The 21,705-nt window shown below is 36.1% G+C and carries 27 protein-coding genes and 1 pseudogene; all 28 read left to right on the top strand.

Annotated features, from left to right (window positions below; translation table 11 throughout):
* Positions 1–138 precede the first annotated feature (138 nt).
* The 28 genes and pseudogenes from PGL02S_RS26915 (at position 139) to PGL02S_RS26785 (ending at position 21,596) form a co-directional block, all read left to right on the top strand.
* The gene (locus PGL02S_RS26915) at positions 139–366 is read left to right on the top strand and encodes a helix-turn-helix domain-containing protein (protein WP_152825693.1); all 228 of its coding nucleotides are present in this window, start codon (positions 139–141) and stop codon (positions 364–366) included.
* A 201-nt stretch (positions 367–567) separates the two neighbouring features.
* Positions 568–942, top strand: coding sequence for a hypothetical protein (locus tag PGL02S_RS26910; RefSeq protein WP_036642801.1), 375 nt, complete (start codon positions 568–570; stop codon positions 940–942).
* A 189-nt stretch (positions 943–1,131) separates the two neighbouring features.
* On the top strand, positions 1,132–1,995 hold the full coding sequence (locus PGL02S_RS26905) for a hypothetical protein (protein WP_164762897.1): 864 nt from the start codon (positions 1,132–1,134) through the stop codon (positions 1,993–1,995).
* A 350-nt stretch (positions 1,996–2,345) separates the two neighbouring features.
* On the top strand, positions 2,346–2,471 hold the full coding sequence (locus PGL02S_RS29170) for a GrpB family protein (protein WP_081742828.1): 126 nt from the start codon (positions 2,346–2,348) through the stop codon (positions 2,469–2,471).
* Positions 2,468–2,722 (top strand): dihydrofolate reductase family protein, encoded by a 255-nt coding sequence (locus PGL02S_RS26895; protein WP_307719602.1) that lies wholly within the window; start codon positions 2,468–2,470, stop codon positions 2,720–2,722. Before PGL02S_RS29170 ends, PGL02S_RS26895 begins: the two co-directional genes overlap by 4 nt.
* Before the next feature lie 274 nt (positions 2,723–2,996).
* Complete coding sequence (locus PGL02S_RS26890) at positions 2,997–3,278, top strand: RNA polymerase alpha subunit C-terminal domain-containing protein (protein WP_036642829.1); 282 nt, start codon at positions 2,997–2,999, stop codon at positions 3,276–3,278.
* A 562-nt stretch (positions 3,279–3,840) separates the two neighbouring features.
* Positions 3,841–4,434, top strand: coding sequence for a hypothetical protein (locus PGL02S_RS26885; RefSeq protein ID WP_036642802.1), 594 nt, complete (start codon positions 3,841–3,843; stop codon positions 4,432–4,434).
* Positions 4,435–4,720: 286 nt separating this feature from the next.
* Positions 4,721–5,245 (top strand): phosphotransferase-like protein, encoded by a 525-nt coding sequence (locus PGL02S_RS26880; RefSeq protein WP_006209851.1) that lies wholly within the window; start codon positions 4,721–4,723, stop codon positions 5,243–5,245.
* A 197-nt stretch (positions 5,246–5,442) separates the two neighbouring features.
* Positions 5,443–5,679, top strand: coding sequence for a hypothetical protein (locus tag PGL02S_RS26875; RefSeq protein WP_036642805.1), 237 nt, complete (start codon positions 5,443–5,445; stop codon positions 5,677–5,679).
* Positions 5,680–5,722: 43 nt separating this feature from the next.
* Positions 5,723–6,223: a hypothetical protein gene (locus tag PGL02S_RS26870; RefSeq protein ID WP_036642808.1), complete on the top strand. Its 501-nt coding sequence runs from the start codon at positions 5,723–5,725 to the stop codon at positions 6,221–6,223.
* Between the two features lie 164 nt (positions 6,224–6,387).
* Positions 6,388–6,888: a hypothetical protein gene (locus tag PGL02S_RS26865; RefSeq protein ID WP_036642810.1), complete on the top strand. Its 501-nt coding sequence runs from the start codon at positions 6,388–6,390 to the stop codon at positions 6,886–6,888.
* A 192-nt stretch (positions 6,889–7,080) separates the two neighbouring features.
* Positions 7,081–7,521, top strand: a complete 441-nt coding sequence (locus tag PGL02S_RS28580; RefSeq protein ID WP_200870097.1) for a hypothetical protein — start codon at positions 7,081–7,083, stop codon at positions 7,519–7,521.
* A complete protein-coding gene (locus PGL02S_RS28575) occupies positions 7,497–8,108 on the top strand; it encodes a CHAT domain-containing protein (protein ID WP_228029963.1) in 612 nt (203 codons plus the stop codon). Before PGL02S_RS28580 ends, PGL02S_RS28575 begins: the two co-directional genes overlap by 25 nt.
* A gap of 238 nt (positions 8,109–8,346) precedes the next feature.
* Complete coding sequence (locus PGL02S_RS26855) at positions 8,347–8,802, top strand: NUDIX hydrolase (protein WP_051449296.1); 456 nt, start codon at positions 8,347–8,349, stop codon at positions 8,800–8,802.
* Between the two features lie 229 nt (positions 8,803–9,031).
* A complete protein-coding gene (locus tag PGL02S_RS26850; RefSeq protein ID WP_006209858.1) occupies positions 9,032–9,502 on the top strand; it encodes a hypothetical protein in 471 nt (156 codons plus the stop codon).
* A gap of 212 nt (positions 9,503–9,714) precedes the next feature.
* Positions 9,715–10,299 carry an HD domain-containing protein gene (locus PGL02S_RS26845; protein ID WP_036642812.1) on the top strand — a complete coding sequence of 195 codons (585 nt, stop codon included), beginning with the start codon at positions 9,715–9,717 and terminating at the stop codon, positions 10,297–10,299.
* Positions 10,300–10,864: 565 nt separating this feature from the next.
* On the top strand, positions 10,865–11,092 hold the full coding sequence (locus PGL02S_RS26840) for a hypothetical protein (RefSeq protein WP_036642816.1): 228 nt from the start codon (positions 10,865–10,867) through the stop codon (positions 11,090–11,092).
* A 154-nt stretch (positions 11,093–11,246) separates the two neighbouring features.
* The gene (locus PGL02S_RS26835; RefSeq protein ID WP_036642818.1) at positions 11,247–11,786 is read left to right on the top strand and encodes an SMI1/KNR4 family protein; all 540 of its coding nucleotides are present in this window, start codon (positions 11,247–11,249) and stop codon (positions 11,784–11,786) included.
* A 280-nt stretch (positions 11,787–12,066) separates the two neighbouring features.
* Positions 12,067–12,765 carry a response regulator transcription factor gene (locus tag PGL02S_RS26830; protein WP_036642819.1) on the top strand — a complete coding sequence of 233 codons (699 nt, stop codon included), beginning with the start codon at positions 12,067–12,069 and terminating at the stop codon, positions 12,763–12,765.
* Positions 12,766–12,767: 2 nt separating this feature from the next.
* Complete coding sequence (locus PGL02S_RS26825; RefSeq protein WP_006209864.1) at positions 12,768–13,691, top strand: sensor histidine kinase; 924 nt, start codon at positions 12,768–12,770, stop codon at positions 13,689–13,691.
* Between the two features lie 97 nt (positions 13,692–13,788).
* A complete protein-coding gene (locus PGL02S_RS26820) occupies positions 13,789–14,712 on the top strand; it encodes an ABC transporter ATP-binding protein (protein ID WP_036642820.1) in 924 nt (307 codons plus the stop codon).
* Positions 14,705–15,442: an ABC transporter permease gene (locus PGL02S_RS26815; RefSeq protein ID WP_036642822.1), complete on the top strand. Its 738-nt coding sequence runs from the start codon at positions 14,705–14,707 to the stop codon at positions 15,440–15,442. The genes PGL02S_RS26820 and PGL02S_RS26815 overlap by 8 nt, the downstream gene beginning before the upstream one ends.
* Positions 15,443–15,452: 10 nt before the next feature.
* Positions 15,453–16,181, top strand: coding sequence for an ABC transporter permease (locus PGL02S_RS26810; protein ID WP_036642832.1), 729 nt, complete (start codon positions 15,453–15,455; stop codon positions 16,179–16,181).
* 1,310 nt (positions 16,182–17,491) lie between these two features.
* A complete protein-coding gene (locus PGL02S_RS26805) occupies positions 17,492–17,935 on the top strand; it encodes a DUF4279 domain-containing protein (RefSeq protein WP_006209869.1) in 444 nt (147 codons plus the stop codon).
* 230 nt (positions 17,936–18,165) lie between these two features.
* Positions 18,166–18,692: pseudogene (locus PGL02S_RS26800) on the top strand (GNAT family N-acetyltransferase).
* Between the two features lie 918 nt (positions 18,693–19,610).
* On the top strand, positions 19,611–20,159 hold the full coding sequence (locus tag PGL02S_RS26795) for a GNAT family N-acetyltransferase (protein WP_006209873.1): 549 nt from the start codon (positions 19,611–19,613) through the stop codon (positions 20,157–20,159).
* A 272-nt stretch (positions 20,160–20,431) separates the two neighbouring features.
* Positions 20,432–20,983 (top strand): hypothetical protein, encoded by a 552-nt coding sequence (locus tag PGL02S_RS26790; protein WP_036642825.1) that lies wholly within the window; start codon positions 20,432–20,434, stop codon positions 20,981–20,983.
* A gap of 196 nt (positions 20,984–21,179) precedes the next feature.
* Positions 21,180–21,596 carry a GNAT family N-acetyltransferase gene (locus PGL02S_RS26785; RefSeq protein WP_036642833.1) on the top strand — a complete coding sequence of 139 codons (417 nt, stop codon included), beginning with the start codon at positions 21,180–21,182 and terminating at the stop codon, positions 21,594–21,596.
* The last annotated feature ends 109 nt before the right edge of the window (positions 21,597–21,705 follow it).

The raw sequence follows: 21,705 nt of genomic DNA, 5'->3' as shown, positions 1-21,705 counted from the left end.
TTTTTAACTCTATAGAGCTATTATATAACTCTATAAGGTTAATTACAAGGTGAATATTTAACTTTATAGAGTTAATACTTTACTTTTCGTTGATGATTGCTGGTAAGAGAGATAAGATGGAATTATGGAGGGGAAAAAATGAGCATTATAAAGTGTAATATAAGAGAACTTATGGCAGAGCATCGAATAGATGATATAACTGAATTGATGGCGAAATCAGGATTAAGTCGGAATTCAATTAACAAGTTATACAGGGAAACCAATATAGAAACAACAAAATTAGAAACCTTATTCAAGCTATGCGATACATTTAACTGCAAATTATCTGATCTGATTGAATATGTACCTGCAGAAGATACAGAGTGAAGGTCGATTCATGAAGAGATTCCGTCGTCTAACATAATATTCAAGCTGCGGCTCCTAACGGAGCCTTGTTCTACTGGATGGATTACAGGGAAGCGGACTCAGCAGACACATCCGACTTCGTCGGATGTCGTGAATACGGGAACGTTATGCGACATTAAAAGAAAACAATATTCAAAATATATATTACAGGAGAAAAATTTCATGAAACTTATACCTAGAATATTATCAAGATTATACCTTGAGAAAGAAAGCGATATAACAATAAGCGAAATGAGAGAAATTCACCAAGAAATACTCGGTTTTGAATCAGAGGTTATACTTGATCAAGTAGCTGAGACTATAATTTATCGTTTCGATGAAGAACCAAACAAAACGCAAGAAGAAATTTTAATAGATGGTTCAATTGATGGCTCAAACGAGAATCTAGGTTTGGTTAGAAAGGCAAATGATCATGTCAAATATTTTGTTCCTCGTGGTTTTATTTTTAATGATAGTACATATCCGTCAGCATTTGGAAAATCACATTACATCGGTCAAAAGGATCTCGAATACTTTGGTTTGAGAGTGGAATTATAGCATTTTCAAGTTTATATACTTATCTTGATTCTAAAATGTTTCAATTTAATTATGAAGAAATTGATAATATAAATTTATTTGATTCTCATTATGAACATGATTCGCTCTTTACAGATTATTGGGTAGAAACAGAAAGTGAAATATTTGGTAAAGTGGCATTTTATAATTAAGAATTTAATGAATATCAATATGAGTTTTAATCGAGACTATCCTTTAGAGCATTTATTTATATCTGAAGATGTAAGAGGCTTATCAGAATACTCAAAACGAATAAGAAACGATGTCATGGAATATGTTATTAATTTATGTAAAAAAGCTATATATGGGAATGATGATTCATTTGATGAATTGAAATTTTATACTGATTTTTTGAATTTAGTTGAAATTGATGTCCCAAGTTATGAACTTATTGAGCTTATCAAATTTATTGTAAATCAAGATAATAATATAAATTATGAAAAACTTAATTTAGTCATAAATATGTTGAATCAAAATTCAAAAAATAACTCAAATTATTACTCGCATGATATAGATATGTTGATTAAAAAGCTAAATGAAATAGAAGCGGGGAAGTTACAGGCATATGAATATCAGAATGTGCTTCAAGATGCTTTTGAAGTTATATTTTCTGACCAACTATTTCGTAAACGCTCCGAAGTCAAAGTAAATGAAGGTAGAAAACGAATAGATGTGGTCTTTAGCAATGAGTCAAAACATGGATTTTTTTATAGATTAAAAAATGACTATAATATTTTTTGTCCGAATATCGTTATTGAATGTAAAAATTACAATGATGATCTTGCTAATAGTGAAGTGGATCAACTAATTGGAAGATTAAATAAACATATCGGGAATTTTGGCATTTTAGCTGCCAGAAAGATAACAGACGATAAACTCTTAATACAGAGACTCAAGGATGCATTAAGAGATGATAAATACATTATTTATATAGTAGATCAAGATATAATAAAATTGCTTGAATTGAAAAAAAGTGGGTTGGATAGAGAAATTAATGACTACATGAATAGCAAGTTCGAAGAAATTATATTGTAAACTCAATTGTTTATTAATTTTTTGTTGTAGTTCAGTATAAAAAGAAAAGTTCTATCAAACGTCGCATAACATAATATTCACGCTGCGGGCATACGCCCTTGGTCCGGCATTCGCCGGACACCCAGCATACGCTGGGTCGTGAATACAGGAACGTTATAAGAAATCGGCGAAGGGCATTTAAAATCATTTGAGTTGGTGATTTCAATGAAGGATCCAATCGTTATTGAGCGATACAGCTATAATTGGCCGAATCTATTCAATGAATTACAAACCAAGATCACGACAATGATTGGCTCTGACATACTAAGAATTGATCACCAACTGCAGTAACTGGATTAGCTGCAAAGCCCATCATTGATATTCAAATATCTGTTAAGAATTTAGTGTTCATGGAGAGTGTCGCATCCGGCCTTGCATCATTAGGCTTCCGATATCGTCTGGATAATGATGACTTGTCGGTCCGAACGCTTCTCTGATCCAGGGCGACCTCGTAGCGGCCATACGTCGGCTGAAGGTTCTGCATGAAGGGGAGATTGAAGTTGCCGGGCCGGAGTTGGCGCACAGTCTAACGGAGCTCGGTCTCGTTGATGAGTATCGCCTCTATCTCCATCCAGTCGTGCTGGGTCGCGGCAAGCCGTTCTTCGCCGGTCCGCGGCCGCCGCTGCGCCTTGTAGCAAGCGATCGAATTGGCGAGCAGGTGATCAGGTTGACCTACGTTCCAGCTTAGTTTTATGGTTGACCCAGCGGCCTAAAAAGGAACGATATAAATATAGGGAATTAACTAGGCTGCCATGAATCTGTAAAGGCAGTCTCGTTAAGCTTTAGAGCAGAATTGCTCAATAACCTGATGATATTGATGAAGCGTCCCTAGTGTCTTTTACTTCGTAAGCGCTAACCAACCAAACGGACAATTAAGCGATTTATGAGAAACTTAATAAACTCCAAAATGTTATACTTGGGAATAAAGGGTTTGCATGAAAAGGAGGACAATTACGATGGCTATTACAACCTTGAGGACTTGTAAAAATGGTCACGACTACTATAAAAGCTCTGATTGCCCAACTTGCCCTATATGTGAGGCAGAAAGAGAGATCGAAAGTGATTTTCTCTCCAAGATAGGTGCACCTGCCCGAAGGGCTCTTGAACGTAACGATATTACCTCACTCCAACGCCTGTCAGAGTATGCTGAGTCGGATATCTTGAAGCTACATGGTGTCGGTCCCAGTACGATCCCAAAGCTAAGAATGGCATTAGAGAAGTTTGGTTTATCATTTAAGAAATAGAAATAACATGTCATTCAGATTAGCCATTACTCCAGTTCGATCAATCAGAAATAACCTGTGCCTAAAGAAAAAATCTCTGAATCGTATCACAACTCATTAAGTTAACGGAATACGATAGTTCTATAATAAGACCTGAGAGCCACTCAAGAAAATGGGTGGCTCTCTTTGCCGGAGAGCTGGCTCATAATGCCGGAGACGTGGCTCTCACTCACCGGAACGCTGGCTCAATATGCTCCGGAGTATTCAGCCAAAACTGATTTCATATGGGAAATTAAGAAGAAGGCGAAAAAATGGAGCCAAAAAAGCGGATGGAACTCCATTAAAACAAATTTGTAAGTGAATCGGAGAAGCGCCGACATCTTATAACGATGTATTCACGCATCGGGGCCGGCCCCTCGGTCCGCCAGATGGTTTTCGAGGAAGTGGATCAGGCGGACACACCTGCGAGGCTAAGTCCAGTCGGACCCGGTCACTTCGTGACCTTAAGCCACTCGGCGTCGTGAATACGGGAACGTTATTTGGAAATTCCAGCAATTATTTATTCAGAGGTGTAAATTCAGAGATGTCTTATACAAAACCGGTTATTAGAGAACCATATTATGATTGTCCAAAGTGGTTTGACAATGATGTGCATCGTTCAGAGTTACTTACGCTTTCGGGCAAGTGCACATCTTCTGAAGTTGAGCTCTTTTTAATACATTTATTTGGATATAGCAATACAAATATAGATCAATCAATGGAAGACACTTTCAATGAACTATTTGCGAATGACTCTGTAGCTATTTTGGGTGGTGTTGCTTTTTATGAAAGTAAAGAAAAATTTATTATGCCAAGTTGTTGCTGTGGTCTAGAACAATTTAGGGAGATTTATAATTCTATTCTTAATAGAGAGAATCCCTGGCTTGGACATGATCCTTCACCGGGAATAACTTATAAGGATAACATGGCCATCGTCTGGTCTGATGATCCAGATTCTAATGATAGATCGGACGTTTTCCATATTGATTTTGAGTTTGAAGAAATTTTATCTTGTCTTGAGAAATCCAAATATGATTTGAAAGATTTTATTGATAAGCCACTCTTTGAATGGATCTATCGAAGAGATCGAGATACAGCTAAGAAAATGAAAGATAGAATGTATGAGTGGTTTCTTTAAGAATTGTGATTATTAGTATTTCTTAGAAGGCAGGAACATCAGCTAACATTATATTCACGCTGCGGATCGGCTGTAGCCGATCCTTGATCCGCCAGAGGGTTTTGACAGGGAAGCAGAATCAGGCGGATAACCCTGCGAACCTAACCACGGTCGTGGCCGGCAGCTGAAGCTGCCTTAAGGTTCTCGGGTTCATGAATACAGAAACGTTATCCGAAACCCCCTAAATCTTATAAAACATAAGAAAGAGTATATCTACATAAAACCCATGCAAAGGAAGATGAGAAACATGGATAAAGGGAGAATTATATTTTTGAATGGTATAACAAGTTCAGGTAAAACTTCTATAGTAGAAGCTATGCAATCTTACTCTGAACCATTTTTTTATGTAGTTGCCAATGATCTTTTTGAAAATACGATTGGTGATAAACATCTGCAGACAGACTACTGGAAATATCTAAGTGAAGTAATAATTATGATGTATCACACTGCAAAATTATTTTCGGATAATGGAAAGAATGTTTTAATCGATGGGATACTTGTTGAAAGGCCTGAGTTAAAGCCACATTATGATAAAGTCAAAGATATTTTTAATGGGTATCCTTTGGAAATAGTTGAGGTGTACTGTCCTTTAGATCTTTGTCGTAAACGAAATATAGAACGTGGTGATAGAAGAGAAGAACAATCAGATGAGCAAAATAAAATAATGTCACAAAACATTCGCTATAGCTGCTCAGTCGATACAAGTTTGAATTCACCAGAAGAATGTGCAGAAATTATTATTACATCATTATTCAAAAAGAACGATAAATAATCGTAAATTGTTCCAGCTCCGCGGCTGCCGCCGCTCGGTTTACCTGAGGTATTTTGAGGAAGCGGATTCAGGCAGGCACATCGATTCCCCCTAAGATAAGAGCTATCTAAGGGGAATCGATGTCAGGAACACACGAACGTTATCGGAAATTCTCATAAAATATACTGAATAAAAAAACTGTACAGGAGGTGTAAAGAATGTTCAGCATTTATGAAATATCTCAGGAAGAACATGAGATGATTATAAGAGCAAACGATCAATTTGGATTAATCTTTGAAGTATGTTTAGAGGCAATAGAGTTATCTTGGACATTTACTAAAAATTATCAGATCAGTGCCTGGATATTTGCTGGTTTTTTATCTCAAACCAATAATTCATTGTATTTAGCGATTTTATCATTAATTAGAAAGCATACTGTTCAAAACAAGCTTTAATTTACGTTTATCAATTGAGTCTGCAGTATTGGCGTGTTATGCATTGTATAATCCTAAAATTGATAGTTTTGCTATCAAAAATGATCAAGGTTCAATGGTAGAGAAATCAGGAGTAAAATCAAAAGCAAATAAATGGATTGAAAATAATTATAAAGACATGTCTGATACAATTCATGTGTATAAAAAGCAGATTAATAGTAAATTCGCGCATTCTAGTATCTTAAGTGCATTTGGAAATTTTGAATTGAGTGAAGAACACTATCAAGGAGTTTCTTGGATATTTGATAGAACTGAAGATAGAGACATTCATTTTCAACTACTAAGTTTGGTTAACCTTGTTCTTATACAGGTTGAAATGTTTTATAGAGTAATTAAAGATTATCCCATAGTTGGAATTGTTGATGACTTTACTTTCCGTTATGAAAAGATACATGGTACAGTGACTTTATTAAATGACTTTTATAAATTGATTGCTGAAGAACTTGCTAAAGGGGAAGTAGTTGAAATACCTATCTTACGTACATTGAATGAAGAAGAAACATGAGAACATCCGATAACATAATATTCAAGTAGCGGCTCCGTTGAAGCCTAAGTCTTCTGGAAGAATTTCGAGGAGGAATTTCAGCAGACACATCCGACTAAGTCGGACGTCATGAATACAGGAACGTTATGTGAAATCAACATAAAAAAATTGAAAGAGTGGTATGAATGACTGGATGCAGATTTTTATTCATTTCTTCTAATGGAGATAAGATTATAAAGATCTCCCAACCCAAAAATCACAAATATAAGTCTGTACCTCAATTAGCAAATCAGAATGTACTTGAGGTCATTTTATTTTACAAAAATAAAGACAGGAAGCCACATCAATTGCTTACCATCGAATTTGACCGATTCCGATTAGATTCCAATGGCAATTATGAAGAAACAGAAGTAGATAGGAAAAGAGCTTTTCATAATTTCTTTGCTTTTGGAATGCCGAGTTTACTCGAAGGAGTAGAAGTCGATGATAAACCATTACCTATACCTGTTGCTCCTATAGTTCCAACCGATAGTGAGAAAAGATCATTATACAGTTACATAAATGAGAAGTTACCTAATTTAGCTGCTGCTGCCCCGTATGTTGTTGAGAGTAAAATTAAAGCATCGAGAGAGAAATACGAAGAGTTTAAAACCATGGCAAAGAAATCAAAGAACCGACTTAAGTAGTTAGAAGATGATGCTGACATCACATAACATTATATTCACGCATCGGGCATACGCCCTCGGTCCAGCAGGGAGATTTCGGGAAAGCAGAAGCAGAGCCGGACACACCCAGCATTCGCTGGGCGTCGTGAATACGGGAACGTTATAAGAAATCAGCCAGAACACTTTTAAGTAAAGGGAACGGAGAAATTAAATATGACAAATATTACTTTGCATGTGAACAATATCTCACGTAAGAAAAGAGAATTAGCAAAATTACAGTCGGATAGAGTGAATGAATTAAAGAAAATGAACAATCAATCTAAAAAAACAATTTCTTTAAAACAAATTATGACACGTACAAAATCTTCATTAACATTAAAATCCAAGGCAGCAGAATTAGGGCGTGTAGAGAAAGCATTAGCTGGATTTGAAAAGAAGATAGTAGAACTGGATAGTAAGATTGCAAAAAAGTCTAAGGAAATCGCGGATGAGGAAAGCAAGCTCAGCAAAGCAAGAGAACGTGAGGAAAAATCGAAAATGAAGGAGGCAGAAAAGCAAATGAAACGTATAGATCAAACCTTGGTAACACATAATGAATTGCATATCCAGACTCAGGAAGCTATCCACAATTGCAAGATATCCCAGAGAGAATAACCGTGCTTTTCATGGCTTCAAATCCAATTGATGAAGGGCAATTAAGATTAGGTGAGGAGGCTAGAGAAATTAATGAAATGATAAGGAAATCAGATTATAGAGATTCTGTATCTTTTGTGACCAAATGGGCAGTCAGAACACAAGACGTTTTACAATCTATAAATGAAGAACGACCTACAGTCATACACTTCAGTGGGCATGGTTCAGATAATGATGAGATTGTTTTTCAAGATCCGCAAGGTCGAGCTAAACTTGTTTCGAAAGAAGCGATTGTTCAAGTAATGATGAGTTCATCTGATACTATACGACTAGTATTTTTCAATACTTGTTTTTCATTCGGGCAAGCTGAAGCAGTAGTAGAACATGTTGATGCAGCTATAGGTATGAATACTTCAATCGGTGACGATGCAGCAAGAATTTTTGCCGCACAGTTTTACTCTGCAATTGGTTTTGGGAAGTCATTGAAAGTGGCATTTCAACAAGCAAAAGCCATGCTCATGTTAGAGGGAATTGATGAAAAAGATACTCCTGAGCTTTATGTCAGAGAAGGATTGAATCCGAATGAAATAATTATTGTAAAGCCGTAGTATTTTGAAAATTAGATTTTATACAAGCATTAGAGTACAAACATTTAAAAGCAGATGACATCCTATAACAATATATTCACGCATCGGGCATACGCCTTGGGTCCGGCATGGAAGGATTTTCAGGGAAGCAGAAGCAGCCGGACACACCTGGCATTCGCCAGGCGTCGTGAATACGTGAACGTTATAAGAAATCCCCGCATGATCTAAAGACAATATAAAAGGACAGAAGGGATAAAAAGTGAATTATTCATGGCATGAACTCTATGAAATAGATCGTTTTACAATAAAGTATGTTGTGTTGATTGCCAAGAGCAAGAGCCAGTTTATTCTGATTAGAAATAAGAACCGAACTGTTTGGGAACTTCCGGGAGGAAAAATTGAACAAAATGAGCAATTAATCGAAGCCGCAAGTAGAGAATTATTTGAAGAGACAGGTGCATTAATTTTTGATTTAGTTGAGATTGGAATCTATCAAATGAATGGCGAATATGGAGTCGTATTTGAAGCAGACGTTGAGGAACTTGGAGAACTTCCAGATTTTGAAATTGCTGAAATTCAATTGAGTGAGTATTTACCTGAAGGATTAAATTACGGAGAAATTTATTATCACATCTATGAAAAGTATCAAGAAATCAAAATTAGTAAGGAATTAATAAAAACAAAGATAAATTTAAAAGAGAAAGCAATAATGTGAGAGTTGCTCGAAGAAGGCGGGGACATCTTATAACATCATATCCACGCATCGGAGCCTGACGACTCCTCGGTCCGCGAGAAGCATCGGCAGCGAAGTGGAGTTAGCGGACACATCCGCACCGACTAATCACATCGTGGCCAGCTCCTGGCGGATCCTTAAGTCGGTGGGACGTCGTGGATATAGTAACGTTATCTGAAACCTCGGTATTGTATGAAAGAAGGAAAAACAAATGAATAAGGAACAGTATTTTGAAGATCTTCAAGATATAATAAACGATTTAATTTATATCGGTTCCTCTGAAGCTGATCTTCAAGAAGAAATTGAAACAAATATGTGGAGAATCTCGATTTCTCCTGAATTGATTAATCAAATTACAACTGACGATTTCAACGAATTTATAAATAAAGTTATACAGAATCGGAAAGATCAAATAGAAAGCTCTAGTTCAAATCTAGGTATGTATTTTTATTTATGGTTTGATATTATGGCAAGTCAATTAAGATTCAATCTGATATCTGACATAAACAAGAAATTACCATTTAGCTGTGAAATACGAATATTAAATAATCCAAGAGAAATACTTGATGATTTTTTAGGGTCCCCATTTCATAATGGGTTACCAATAGAAGGACATAATGATGACTCAGAAGATAAAGAATATATATTAAAGATTTATAAATTGCATTTAAAAAAGGACTAATATGAAAGTAAATCGAAGATGACCGAGGCATCGCATAACATAATATTCACACTACGGGGCTTACACCCCTTGGTCGTCCGATGTATAATCATGGAAGATAACTCGGACGACACACGAGCCGGCCTAAGATAAGAGCTATCTAAGGCCGGCTCGCGTCGTGAATACAGAAACGTTATACGCAATTACTGCAATAACTAGTGGGGGACTATCCAATGGAGAATTTAGAAAATCAGATTAACTTTTTGATAGAGATTGATAAGTTAAAGAACATCGAAAGGAAAACTAAGATAATAAGTGGTTCGAGATTAGAAAATGATGCCGAGCATTCATGGCATTTAGCAATGATGGCAATCATTTTACATAAACAAGCTAATCATGAAATTGACCTGTTCAAAGTCATTAAGATGTTATTAGTTCATGATTTAGTAGAAATAGATGCAGGGGACACCTTTGCTTATGATACAAAAGGACAAGTTGCTAAGTATGATCGAGAAATTTTAGCTGCGAAGAGACTGTTTGGATTGTTGCCAGAAGAACAAGGAAATGAATTGATGGAATTATGGATTGAATTTGAAAACAAGGAAACCAATGAAGCAAAGTTTGCTTCTTCGCTGGACAGATTGCAGCCATTAATTCATAACTACTTAAATCAAGGAGACACTTGGAGGAAATACAAAATAACAAGTGAGCAGGTAATAAATCGAAATAGTGAAATCTCTAAAGGTTCAGAATCATTATGGGAATATGCCAAACAAATTATTAACAAGTCAGTAGATCAAGGGATACTAAGTAAGTAGTTCGAAGAAGCCAGTAACAGCGTATAACACCACATTAACGCGTTGGGCCAGCTATGCTGTCCCTCGTCCGCAAGGAGCATTATCGAGAAGTGGATTCAGCGTACAACCCTGCACCAACTAAGATAGGAGATATCTAAGCCGGTTAGGGTTCGTGAATGCAAGAACGTTAGGCGAAATTATTGCAATCAATTAAATGAAAGGAATGATAGTTGAAGATGGGAATGCCTTCGAAATCAAAGATATTTGAATATTGGATGAATTGGTTAGATAAGAAGGGAATTGATTGGGGAGAGCCGTGTTGTTGGGCATGTGGCAGGTTTTGGGAGGATAAATATGATATAAAGAAACCTCATGCAACTAGGGAAGAAATAATAAAGAATTGGGATAATGTCCCGTTACAGAGATGCCATATTGTTGCCAAGCAATTTGACGGTACTGATGAACCCTCAAATTTGTTTTAATGTGCAGGGATTGTCATGATAAAGCTCCGAATACTAGATCGGTAGAAGCATTCTTAATATGGACAGAAAAGCAAAATTGGTATGAGAATTTTAGAGACGAGGTAATGAAGGAAATAAAAAAATTTGGACTTGAAGACAGGGTTGAAGAGTTGAACGAAATAATTGCAAATAAAGAAATAAAGGATAAAATCAGTGAAAACTTAGGGGTACATATGAATCAGAATGGAAAAGGTGCTCAAATAACCATCTCAACATATATTTCAGCGTTATATGGATATCTAAAAGAACAAGACAAATTGAAAGTCTCTCAAGAAGGCAATAACCTCGCATAACATAATATTCACGCTGCGGCTCTTTTGGAGCTTGGGTCTGCGTGCGGGATGGAGCTCAAAGAGGCATATCAGCAGACAACCCCTCTGGGGTTCATGAATACAGGAACGTTATGTGAAAGTGCGAAGTCAAAATGAGAAAAAGGAGAGTTCTAGAATGAATGGACAAAGCCTCATAAAATCCCTTGTTAAAGAAAAAGAGATCCATGAAACATATGAAGTAGCATCGAAAGAAGATATAGAAAAAACAGAAAATGATTTGAATTGCAAACTACCAAAATCATATTGCGATTTTGTATCACAGTTTAGCAATGGTGCATTTATATACATGATTCAAGAAGTAAGTGCAGTAGGAGATGGAAACAAACAAATCTTGCCGATGCAGAGACTTTCTTTACAAAGAATGACTAGCGTTGAGACTCATGAAATGATTAATATTAGAGAGGGTGGATCTGTGAACGTAGACCATTTAATCCCGTTTTCTCTAGATCATAATGGAAATGCATGGTGTTTCATTGTGAATCAGATGATAGATGAAGAATACATAGTTGCTTATTTCGATAGCCACAACCCCAAATTGTATGGAATCATGGATAATTTCAATGAGTGGTTAAAGGTTTTGATAAACAATAGAGAGGAAGTTATTAGAACCATATATGACGATAATGTGATTTCTATGGAACTAGGGTTGGGATAAATACTAGTTTTAGTTGGAATATTTCAGAGCACCATCACATAACACTAGATTTACGCATTGTCGCTAACGCTTCTCGGTCCGGGTAAGATGAATCGAAGAAGTGTGCCGGACACATCTGCACTCCCTAACAGCAGCGAATAAAGAATGCTGCCATAAAATAATAACATTACTTCGTGTTGATTTACATTTTTTTGGAATTATCATTAATCTAACATCTGGGAAATAGTATATTAAATCAGCTGCACTTATTTTGAAAGAAAAAAAGGGGCGAAGAAACCTCATGACAAATAGAATACTCATAATAGATGATGATGTGGAATTGTGCTCATTAGTAAAAAAATGCGTATCACAAGTAAACCTAGAAACCGATATGGCATATAACGGGCAAACAGGATTACTTCAAGTCATGAATGAAAACGACTCATATTCCCTAATTATTTTAGATGTGATGTTACCTAATATGGACGGTTTTCAAGTATTATCTGAAATAAGAAAATATAGTAATGTCCCCGTACTTATGCTGACGGCTAAAGGAAGTGAGCCTGATAAAGTAACAGGTCTTAGTCTTGGAGCAGATGACTATTTAACAAAGCCGTTCAGTATCAATGAACTCATTGCTAGAGTGCAATCTTTGATTAGAAGATATACTACTTTTAATTCCAGGGATTCTGTAAGCATTCTTACCTTTAAAGGAATTGTTATCGACAAAGAAATAAGAACTGTTCATGTTGAGGACAAGCTAATTGATTTAACAGGAAAGGAATTTGATTTATTAGTATTTTTAGCTTCGAATAAGGGGCGTGTGTTTACGAAGAAACAAATCTATACACAAGTTTGGAACGATGATTATTCTTTTGACGACAATAATATTATGTCCTTTATAAGTAAGTTGAGGAAGAAAATAGAACCCAATTCAGAACAGCCATTTTATATTTTAACGGTACACGGAGTAGGTTATCGTTTTAATAAGGAGGCTTAATTATGGAATGGATCTATATTCTACTTATGGCTCTAGCTTCTTCTCTTATGGTTATCATTTATTTGGTAACAAAACTGTATAAGGTTTCTGAACAACTTTCAATTATTGAAGATTCTTTAGTGGATATAAAAAAAGGGAATTGGAATCGTCGTGTTTTGGTAAATGAAAATGATATCACTAAAACAATTTGTTATTCCATAAATGATATAGCAATGAAAAGTCAAACTCAACTCATACAGTTAAAGCAATCCGAACAAGCTTATAAGCGACTTATGACGAGTTTATCCCATGATGTGAGAACACCTTTAACTTCTTTAGTTGGCTATTTAGAAGCAGTTCAAAAGAAGTTTGTTACAGGCAAAGAAAAAGAAGAATATCTTGAGATTGCTTTAAATAAAGCACATCACTTGAAGGGTTTTGTTGAAGTTTTATTTGATTGGGTCAAGCTTGACGCAAAAGAGCAAGTGTTTAAACTTGAAGAACAGGATATAAACGAATTTACTCGTGATATATTGGTGAATTGGATACCAACCTTTGAGGAAGAGCATTTTGAATATAAAATTGATATTTCTGACAAAGAATGCTTTATCCGATTAGATCCAAATGCTTATATAAGAATTGTTAATAATTTAATTCAAAATGTTATTGCACATAGTGAGGGAACTAGAATTGATCTACAAATAAGTGAAAATGAACAAAACGTTATGGTTCAGGTTAGTGATAATGGAAAAGGGATTTCTCCTAATGACCTGCCGCATATATTTGATAGACTGTATCAAAGTGATGAATCACGTTCGACTAACGGAAATGGTTTAGGGCTTGCTATTGCTAGAGAACTTGTTCATCTGCATAAAGGAACAATCCATGCTCAAAATTCATTATATGGTGGTACAGCATTCATAGTAAAACTTCCGAAAGTTCTTTAATTTTTAAGAGCTTTTTTTTTTAGCAAGAAACAAACAAGATTTCGGCAAGATTATGGCAAGATTTGTTTGTTAAACTTTAAATAAAGGAGGCATTCATATGACAAAGTATACGATAGAAACTAAACAACTTACTAAAATCTATAAGGATCAGAAAGCTGTAAATAATGTAAATATCCATGTGAAAAAAGGACGTATTTACGGTTTACTCGGTCGTAATGGCGCCGGTAAAACCACAATTATGAAAATGATCTTAGGGTTAACGTCTACCTCTTCCGGTGAGGTAGACGTATTTGGTAAGAACATTAAAGGTAGAGAAAAGCAGGTATATCCCAGAATTGGAGCGATTATTGAAACGCCTGGATTCTATCCAAACTTAACTGGAACAGAAAACTTGAACATTTTTGCAAAACTGCGTGGTACATCTGCTCCTAACGCTGTAAAGAACGCACTGGAAATTGTAGGATTACCGTATAAGGATAAGAAGTTGTTTGGTGAGTATTCTCTCGGTATGAAACAACGTCTGGGTATAGCTAATGCTATTTTGCATGACCCAGAACTCCTGATTTTAGATGAACCTACAAACGGTCTGGACCCTATAGGTATAGCAGAAGTCAGGGATTTTATTAAGAAATTGAGCGTTGAACGTGGGAAAACAATTCTTATTTCCAGCCATATTCTTACTGAAATTTCATTGCTTGCGGATGATATTGGAATAATCGACAATGGTATTCTGTTAGAAGAAAATAGTATGGAGGAACTTAAACGAAAAAATGGTAAGTACATTCTACTTCAAGTTTCTGATGCTGCTAAAGCCAGCTTGATCTTGGAACGTCAATTCGGTTTGAAAAGTTATTCTGTGAAAGACGATCATACGTTGCAAATCTATAATAATTCTCTGGATATGGCTTCTGTTAATAAGGCACTTATATTGGGAGATGTGTCGGTTATTAGTTCTCAGCTTTGTAATGATACTTTAGAGGACTATTTTAGGAAAATTACGGGAGGAGATGGCATTGCTTAAACTTATTCAAATAGAATTTCTTAAGTTACGACGCAGAACATTTGTGTGGATTATGATGTTTTCAGCTCTCATCATGCCATTCCTAGCGTACTTATTATTTAAATATGCGTGGGATACAGGCGGTGACCCTGTACAGTTTTATAAATGGTCAGCGTTCGGACTTACACTTTTTATTGTCTTACCTGTTGTTTTAGGAATATTAAGCACAATGCTAATGTACAATGAAAATCAATACGATATGCTTAAACAACTTTGGATTGTGCCTGTCAGCAAAATGAGATATTTCTTTAGTAAATTTTTTGTGGTTTTGATTTATTCTGTTTGCTTCATGTTAGTCACAGCTGTAGGTTCCGTTATATTTAGTATACTTCTCGGAGATATCGCATTTGATTGGCAAAACGTTTTGTTTTTGATAAGAAAGTGTTTGGAGATTGGTGTTATTACAGCTTTTGCAATGCTGCCGATTTTGGCAATTGCTACAACGCAAAACGGATATATTCTTCCAGTTGCTATAACACTAATTTATGCTTTTCTTGGTTCTATTATAGTGTCGATAAATATGTATATACATCCGTTATCCAGCATGGCAGTAATCGTTGCTCGAAACGGAGATATTCCAGGACTGAACAATACACAGGTAATTAGCATACCTTTGGCTTTTCTTAGCATTTTTATCTGGGGGATTGTATCCGTACTTCTTGCAAACGTTGCATTAGCAAGAAGAAAGTGAGGTGTTAATAATGCGAACGTTACTTTGGGCGGAACATCAAAAGATTCGCCGGTTAAGTTTTGTTTGGATTGCAATTTTTGCGACGGTTATGGTAGCAGTTATTGTTTTTTTATCCGGGTTAACAGACAATGACGGTATTCGAGATATAGATACTATAGGTTGGTATATGGCTGTTGCTCAACCACTGGCAACATTTTTCGTTCTTCCAGCGGTTATTGCTCTCTTAGGTAGTTACATGATTTGTCGTGAAGAACAGGAGAATACAATCGATTCACTTCGACTTATCCCCGTGAATGAAGCAAAGTTGACAATTGCAAAAATGATTATAACCCTTGTATATAGTATTCTTTTTTACTTATTGCTCTTTGCTATAACATTTTTCACTGAAGCAGCTTTACATTTTTCTGATTTATCCATAGGGATGGTCATGAATTTTTCGAAAGCTTATTTTTTGGATGGTATATGTATATTTCTAGCAATATCACCTATTATTGCTTTGATATCATACATGAAAAAGGGATATTGGATTGCGTTAGTTATCACTGAATTTTATTCTTTTATTGGATTATTTACAAGTACGTCAAATACCCTAAAAGCTTTATATCCTATTACAGCTGTATTTACCATATCTGGCTACTATGAAGCATCGACTTTTCAGGTCATGCTTAGTTGCATTAGTTTACTATTTTGCGTAGGACTTGCCGCAGTAACACTTGCAGGCATGAACAAATGCAAATGAAATAGGGCATCTATTTGCCAAACCTCAAAAAAATTCTTTCCGACAATATGAGAAGTGAAGATTATAAGAATGCTTGTTTAAGAGCTAAAGAACATATTAAAGATAGATTTCTTTAAAGGCCCCTGGTCCAATTGGAAACTCGGAGCCACCTCAGATACACTAAATGAAATGAGTCTGCAAGATGGATTTCGAAGTGGCATTTATGCAGACAACCCTTTTGGGATTCGTGAATACAGGAACGAGAAGAAGTTCAGTGAGAATTTAATTAAAGAATCATGTACTAAATAAAGTGAAATGATGCCTTATGATTGCAGGATAGATGGTATTGGAGTACATGTAAAAGAACAGCCCAGACATTAAACTGTACCTACTTTGTTAGTGAAGTCTAACAACAAGGTCAGTTCAGGGGCTGTTTTTTCTCTATTTCTGTTTTCGGAGCTGGAACAAGTTGGGATATATTAAGATGTATATTGTAAAATACTAGAAGCAATAAATTTTGATAAAGGATGGATTTTTTTAATTAGTTATTATGGATATGAGGGGTTATTCGAAATTAATCAAAAAAATATATTGAATCTTTTAAAAACGACATAAAGAATATGAAATAGCAATTACAAAAAAATGATTTGCATAAAGAAAAATGTATGCAGCTAAAGAGGTCGTCAACATCTTATAACATCATACTCATACATCGGAGCTCAGCGCCTAGCGATCCGCGAGAAGCAATAAAAGAATATACATCATATTGTAGAGCGTTGCAAGACACTACCGAACATAAAAAAACAAGGGCTGGAGATTTTTGATCATATGATTGATTTTTATAAAACAAAATACTCCTTAAACTCAGGGTGGGCACTCTAAAAAAGCGTTGTTGGAAATCGGTAAAGTACTATATCATTCACAAATACCAGATAATCTGTCCATCCTTGATGCACTGAGATCATTTTGGACACACATTCAAAAGTTTATGAAAAAGATATATCCAGAATGGATGATATACTTCTTAGAAAGACTGACTAGTATTGATCCGAATGAATTAGTCATTACGTTCAATATGATGATGATGCAAAAAGGTTTTATGCTTTATTGTAAAAGAAAACAGATATTAAGTCTTTCATGACTGGTTACATGAATATGGTAGTAGACTTCTAACATTCAGCAGAACGTACGAGGAGATATGTGACATTTTCGAAGGGGGAGTTGGCTGGAATGTTGACCACTTGATTTATCAACTGGTTCAAGGTTTATTGATATCGAAAAGGATCAGAAATCCCCGCAAGATATTAAATAACTATTTGAAGGTGGTTTCTTTGGAAAAGACAAATGTAAAAGTATATTTCAGTTTATATGGTGATCAGTTTCCAATTGATCACATCTCAAAAGAATTGAATTTACGACCAACGCATTCGCATACCATGGGAGAACTTATTTCAAGAAAAAACAACTTTAATATCGCCCAGACTATAAAACACATAAGGAAAGAAACTGTATGGGAACTTAGTACGGAATACGAAGAATCCTTAGATGTTACTGTGCAACTAAATAAAATACTAAAACAGCTTTTAGGTAAAGAAGAAAAAATAGTTGAATTAAGTAACAAATATAAATTAGAGTGTAAGTTCATGATTGTGATAAGAATGAACGACGGCTTTACTCCCGCACTAATAATAAATAAAGAAATAATAGAATTCACAAATAAAATCGATGCAGAAATTGAGTGTGACCTTTATTCTAATCCGTATCAAGAAGAATAATAAATAGAGTTTGGCATTTCAAAGAAGTCGGGGACATCTTATAACATAGTATTCACACATCGGGACTTTCGACCCTTGGTCTGCAAGAGGGTTTTCGAGGAAGCGGATACAGCAGACAACCCTGCACTAGCTAACTCCGTTGAACCCGGGGCTTAAGCCCCTTAAGCCTCTCGGGTTCGTAGATACAACAACGTTAGGCGTAATACCCTAAATGCAATGAAAAGGAGACAATGCTGTTGAATGATCAGTTGGTTTTATCTAATCCGAGTATTGAACTGAAAGACTCCTATTTGAGTTTTTATCAGGAATGGAAACAAAGTGGAGAAGATATGGTTCCATGGGTGATAGAGAAAGACCCAGAAAACTTTGAAGACATGATTACATGGCTTAACAATAACAAACAAGGAATGAATACAAATGGCTTTGTTGCCAATTCAACTTATTGGCTAGTAGCAAATCAGATTGTTGTAGGGGCAGTAAATATTAGACACGAATTGACAGATAAACTATTTCATAGTGGTGGACATATTGGCTATGGGATCAGACCGTCGGAAAGGTGGAAGGGATATGCTAAAGAGCTTTTAAGACTTGCTTTATTGAAAAGTAAAAGACTGGGAATATTGAAGGTGCTTTTTTAGTATGTGATGAAATTAATCAAGCATCAAAAAATACAATTATTAAGAATGGTGGATTAAGGGATGAAGTTTTTATGGAAGAAGATGGAAACATATTAAATAGATTTTGGATAGAGATTTGAAAGGAGGGTACTACGCCTAACAACCTATTCAAGCTGAGGCTCCTTACGGAGCCTGGGCCTGCCGGGATGGATTGCGAAGAGGCATTACAACAGACAACCCCTTTGGGGTTCGTGAATACAGAAACGTTATCTGCAAGATATTGCCCCAAAGGGACATTTTGAGAGCTATACATTCGCAACGTCCCGTTGCTTGGAGAAAGGAAGGATATATTGGAAGTTATTATTATGTTGGCAGTGAATCTAGTAATTGGTATCTTTAGTGTGAAAATTGGAATGGACAACTCTAGGAACAATCAACAAATGAAAGAAATGATAGAAGAATTACGAGAGATTAAAGAAATTTTAAGGGATCGAAACTGATTATGATTTAAATAACGAGATGTTAGGATGATCTAAATAACAAAGCTTAGAATACAGATGAAGCCCTAAATACATATAAAAACTAGATAAAGCCATTACGAAGAATACAAGACTATAAACAGTCAAAAACTATATAATTTTACCGATGTGACAATGGCTTTTAAGCTATAAAGTCTGAAAAGACATCAAATTCAAATAGGTCTATAAAGAGAATAAGGCTGTGGCCGACGTCCTGTCTTGATTCGGAGAAGTGGGGCAGATCCAGCAGATAACACCGTTTTCCAGCTTCGCGGTTATCACCGCTCGGTCCGCCCGAGGTTATAGAAGTTAACTCACAATGATGGAATTCAGCGGCGAAGAAGTAGGGCAGGCGGATACATCTGCAAGGTTAAGTGGGGAGCCACCCGGCTTCAGTACATGCTTCGCATATGGATTGAGGCAGCTTAAGCCTTTCGATGTCAGGAACACATAAACGTTATATGACATACTGCTAGATAAAATCTATTATTATAATTGTGGGCTAAAATAATTACTTATCTAAGTACACGGAGGGGAAATATGCTATACGGACAACGAGTAACATTAAGGCCTGTTGTTGAAGAAGATTGGGAACTGCGATACGAATGGCTGTCCGATCCTGTAGTTAACCGAACGTTACCATCAGGAAGTGGTATGCCCCTAACACCGGAAGTGGTTAGAGAACGTACCCGGAGTTACGCGCAAACAGATCCATCAGCTGTCTATTTTACCATAATAAAAGAAGACGGCATCGCGATTGGTAGTACCCAATTGTTTAAAATCCATCCTTGGTCCAAGCATGCTGAATTTGGTATTTGGATTGGGAACAAAATGGTATGGGGGCAAGGTTATGCTACAGAAGTGACAAGTGTTGTTCTGGATTTTGCGTTCGAGCGTTTAAACCTTCATAAAGTGTATTTGACTGTAGACGCTGATAATCCTGGTGCTATTCGGAGTTATGAAAAGGCTGGTTTCAAGAAGGATGGCATACTAAGAGACGAAGTCTATAAAAATGGTCAATATGTCGATCGTATATTGATGAGTATTTTGAAACATGAATATTTAAAGCTATCTAATTGTTTCGAATAACCAAGCGTGTAGGATACTTGAAAAAGGATTATAGGATATGAATTATAAAGAGTCCATTATTTTAATTCGTATGATATTGTTTAGTTGAAGGAAATCTAGAAGCTGTTCTTGCTACAGGACTATCACCCCTTGGTTGACAGATGTATAATCGTGGAAGAAGCTCAGTCAACAATTGCCAGCATAAGATAAGAGCTATCTAAAGCTGGGGCGTTTCGTGAATACAAGAACGTTATCGGAAATTCATGCATGATTAAATTTGGGAAGATAACAAGATGCTTTTAGATCATTATTTGCCGTTGTGGGATGTTACCAAGGAGAATTCCGCTGCATTAAATTGCTCCAGTTCTCCGAGTATATCAATCTTATATTCGATTGATTTTAGTAAATCAGTGATAATAAAGACTCTTTTTCTTATCAGAGGTCTCCCTTCGAATACGATTACTATTAAGAAATTTATTGATGTTGGATTCAATTTGCTGCAGGAAGGCAGAGATGAACTCGTCATTGGTCTGATTGCGCAACCATGGAAACCTACCGGTAATCTGAAGAGAGTATCACGGTTGGAATTCATCAACTTTAATGAAGCAGATTTTGTGAAAATCGGATGGAACTTTCGAATAGATTTTGACAGAATAAAGCAGAAATTGAATGTAAGTACAACAACAAGAGTTGTATCTACATCAAAGGGAGCGAGAATTAAGTTTAAAATATACTGGTTTGTAATTGGGTTTTTCAGTGGAATCATAAGAAGAGAAATGTTGAGGATAATAAAGAATCACATACTCATTTCTGAGGAATTCGATAAAGGCATGAACATCAAATAACATCGCATTCACGCTGCGGGGCTTTCGCCTCTTGGTCGTCAGATGTATATTCATGGAAGAAACTCAGACGACATACGACCCGGCCTAAGATAGGAGCTATCTAAGGCTGGGTCGCTTCGTGAATACGAGAACGTTATCGGAAATTCTTGCAAGATTATAAACCATAGGAGCTGAAGGCGTGGACATAAAAGTCAGAATGGCAAAAAAAGATGACGCATTTGAGTTGTCTGAATTGTTCGTTGAGTTTATTGGAACGAGATCTAACATTGAAAAGATCCAATATCAGTTAGACTTATTACATAAGCAACCAAACTACTATGTTGCAGTAGCATGTTTAGAGGAAAAGGTAGTTGGAACAGCCATGGGCATTGTTTGTCCAGATATTGTAGGAGAGTGTCAGCCATACTTGCTTGTAGAAAATGTAGTTGTTTCATCTGTGTACCAGGGAAGTGGAATTGGTAAGAAACTCATGAATGCACTCGAGGATTTTGCTATGGAAAACCTATGCTCTTATATAATCTTAGCTTCTAGTAAAAATCGTGAACAAGCCCATAGATTTTATGAATCAATTGGATATGAGGGCACTAAGCGTGGATTTATTAAACGAATCTGATTTGTTAAATACTAAAGTGCTCTCAGCAATTTCGAAGATGGCAAGAACATCAGATAACACCATATTCATGCATCGGTCTGCTGTCGCGTCCCTCGGTCCCCCCCCCCCC

This window comes from Paenibacillus glucanolyticus NBRC 15330 (genome assembly GCF_004000885.1).
Lineage (GTDB): Bacteria > Bacillota > Bacilli > Paenibacillales > Paenibacillaceae > Paenibacillus_AQ > Paenibacillus_AQ glucanolyticus.
The sequence above is the reverse complement of the archived record's forward strand: the minus strand, read 5'-3'. Positions and strand labels throughout refer to the sequence as shown.

What these genes read in the sequence shown, in the direction of transcription:
- PGL02S_RS26840 (WP_036642816.1), top strand. Translation starts at nt 10,865, where the DNA reads ATGAAGGAAATAAAAAAATTTGGACTTGAAGACAGGGTTGAAGAGTTG.
- PGL02S_RS26905 (WP_164762897.1), top strand. Translation starts at nt 1,132, where the DNA reads ATGAGTTTTAATCGAGACTATCCTTTAGAGCATTTATTTATATCTGAA.
- PGL02S_RS26825 (WP_006209864.1), top strand. Translation starts at nt 12,768, where the DNA reads ATGGAATGGATCTATATTCTACTTATGGCTCTAGCTTCTTCTCTTATG.
- PGL02S_RS26880 (WP_006209851.1), top strand. Translation starts at nt 4,721, where the DNA reads ATGGATAAAGGGAGAATTATATTTTTGAATGGTATAACAAGTTCAGGT.
- PGL02S_RS26830 (WP_036642819.1), top strand. Translation starts at nt 12,067, where the DNA reads ATGACAAATAGAATACTCATAATAGATGATGATGTGGAATTGTGCTCA.
- PGL02S_RS26865 (WP_036642810.1), top strand. Translation starts at nt 6,388, where the DNA reads ATGACTGGATGCAGATTTTTATTCATTTCTTCTAATGGAGATAAGATT.
- PGL02S_RS28580 (WP_200870097.1), top strand. Translation starts at nt 7,081, where the DNA reads ATGACAAATATTACTTTGCATGTGAACAATATCTCACGTAAGAAAAGA.
- PGL02S_RS26910 (WP_036642801.1), top strand. Translation starts at nt 568, where the DNA reads ATGAAACTTATACCTAGAATATTATCAAGATTATACCTTGAGAAAGAA.
- PGL02S_RS26820 (WP_036642820.1), top strand. Translation starts at nt 13,789, where the DNA reads ATGACAAAGTATACGATAGAAACTAAACAACTTACTAAAATCTATAAG.
- PGL02S_RS26875 (WP_036642805.1), top strand. Translation starts at nt 5,443, where the DNA reads ATGTTCAGCATTTATGAAATATCTCAGGAAGAACATGAGATGATTATA.
- PGL02S_RS26810 (WP_036642832.1), top strand. Translation starts at nt 15,453, where the DNA reads ATGCGAACGTTACTTTGGGCGGAACATCAAAAGATTCGCCGGTTAAGT.
- PGL02S_RS26885 (WP_036642802.1), top strand. Translation starts at nt 3,841, where the DNA reads ATGTCTTATACAAAACCGGTTATTAGAGAACCATATTATGATTGTCCA.
- PGL02S_RS26795 (WP_006209873.1), top strand. Translation starts at nt 19,611, where the DNA reads ATGCTATACGGACAACGAGTAACATTAAGGCCTGTTGTTGAAGAAGAT.
- PGL02S_RS26790 (WP_036642825.1), top strand. Translation starts at nt 20,432, where the DNA reads ATGCTTTTAGATCATTATTTGCCGTTGTGGGATGTTACCAAGGAGAAT.
- PGL02S_RS26785 (WP_036642833.1), top strand. Translation starts at nt 21,180, where the DNA reads ATGGCAAAAAAAGATGACGCATTTGAGTTGTCTGAATTGTTCGTTGAG.
- PGL02S_RS26850 (WP_006209858.1), top strand. Translation starts at nt 9,032, where the DNA reads ATGAATAAGGAACAGTATTTTGAAGATCTTCAAGATATAATAAACGAT.
- PGL02S_RS26835 (WP_036642818.1), top strand. Translation starts at nt 11,247, where the DNA reads ATGAATGGACAAAGCCTCATAAAATCCCTTGTTAAAGAAAAAGAGATC.
- PGL02S_RS26915 (WP_152825693.1), top strand. Translation starts at nt 139, where the DNA reads ATGAGCATTATAAAGTGTAATATAAGAGAACTTATGGCAGAGCATCGA.
- PGL02S_RS26845 (WP_036642812.1), top strand. Translation starts at nt 9,715, where the DNA reads ATGGAGAATTTAGAAAATCAGATTAACTTTTTGATAGAGATTGATAAG.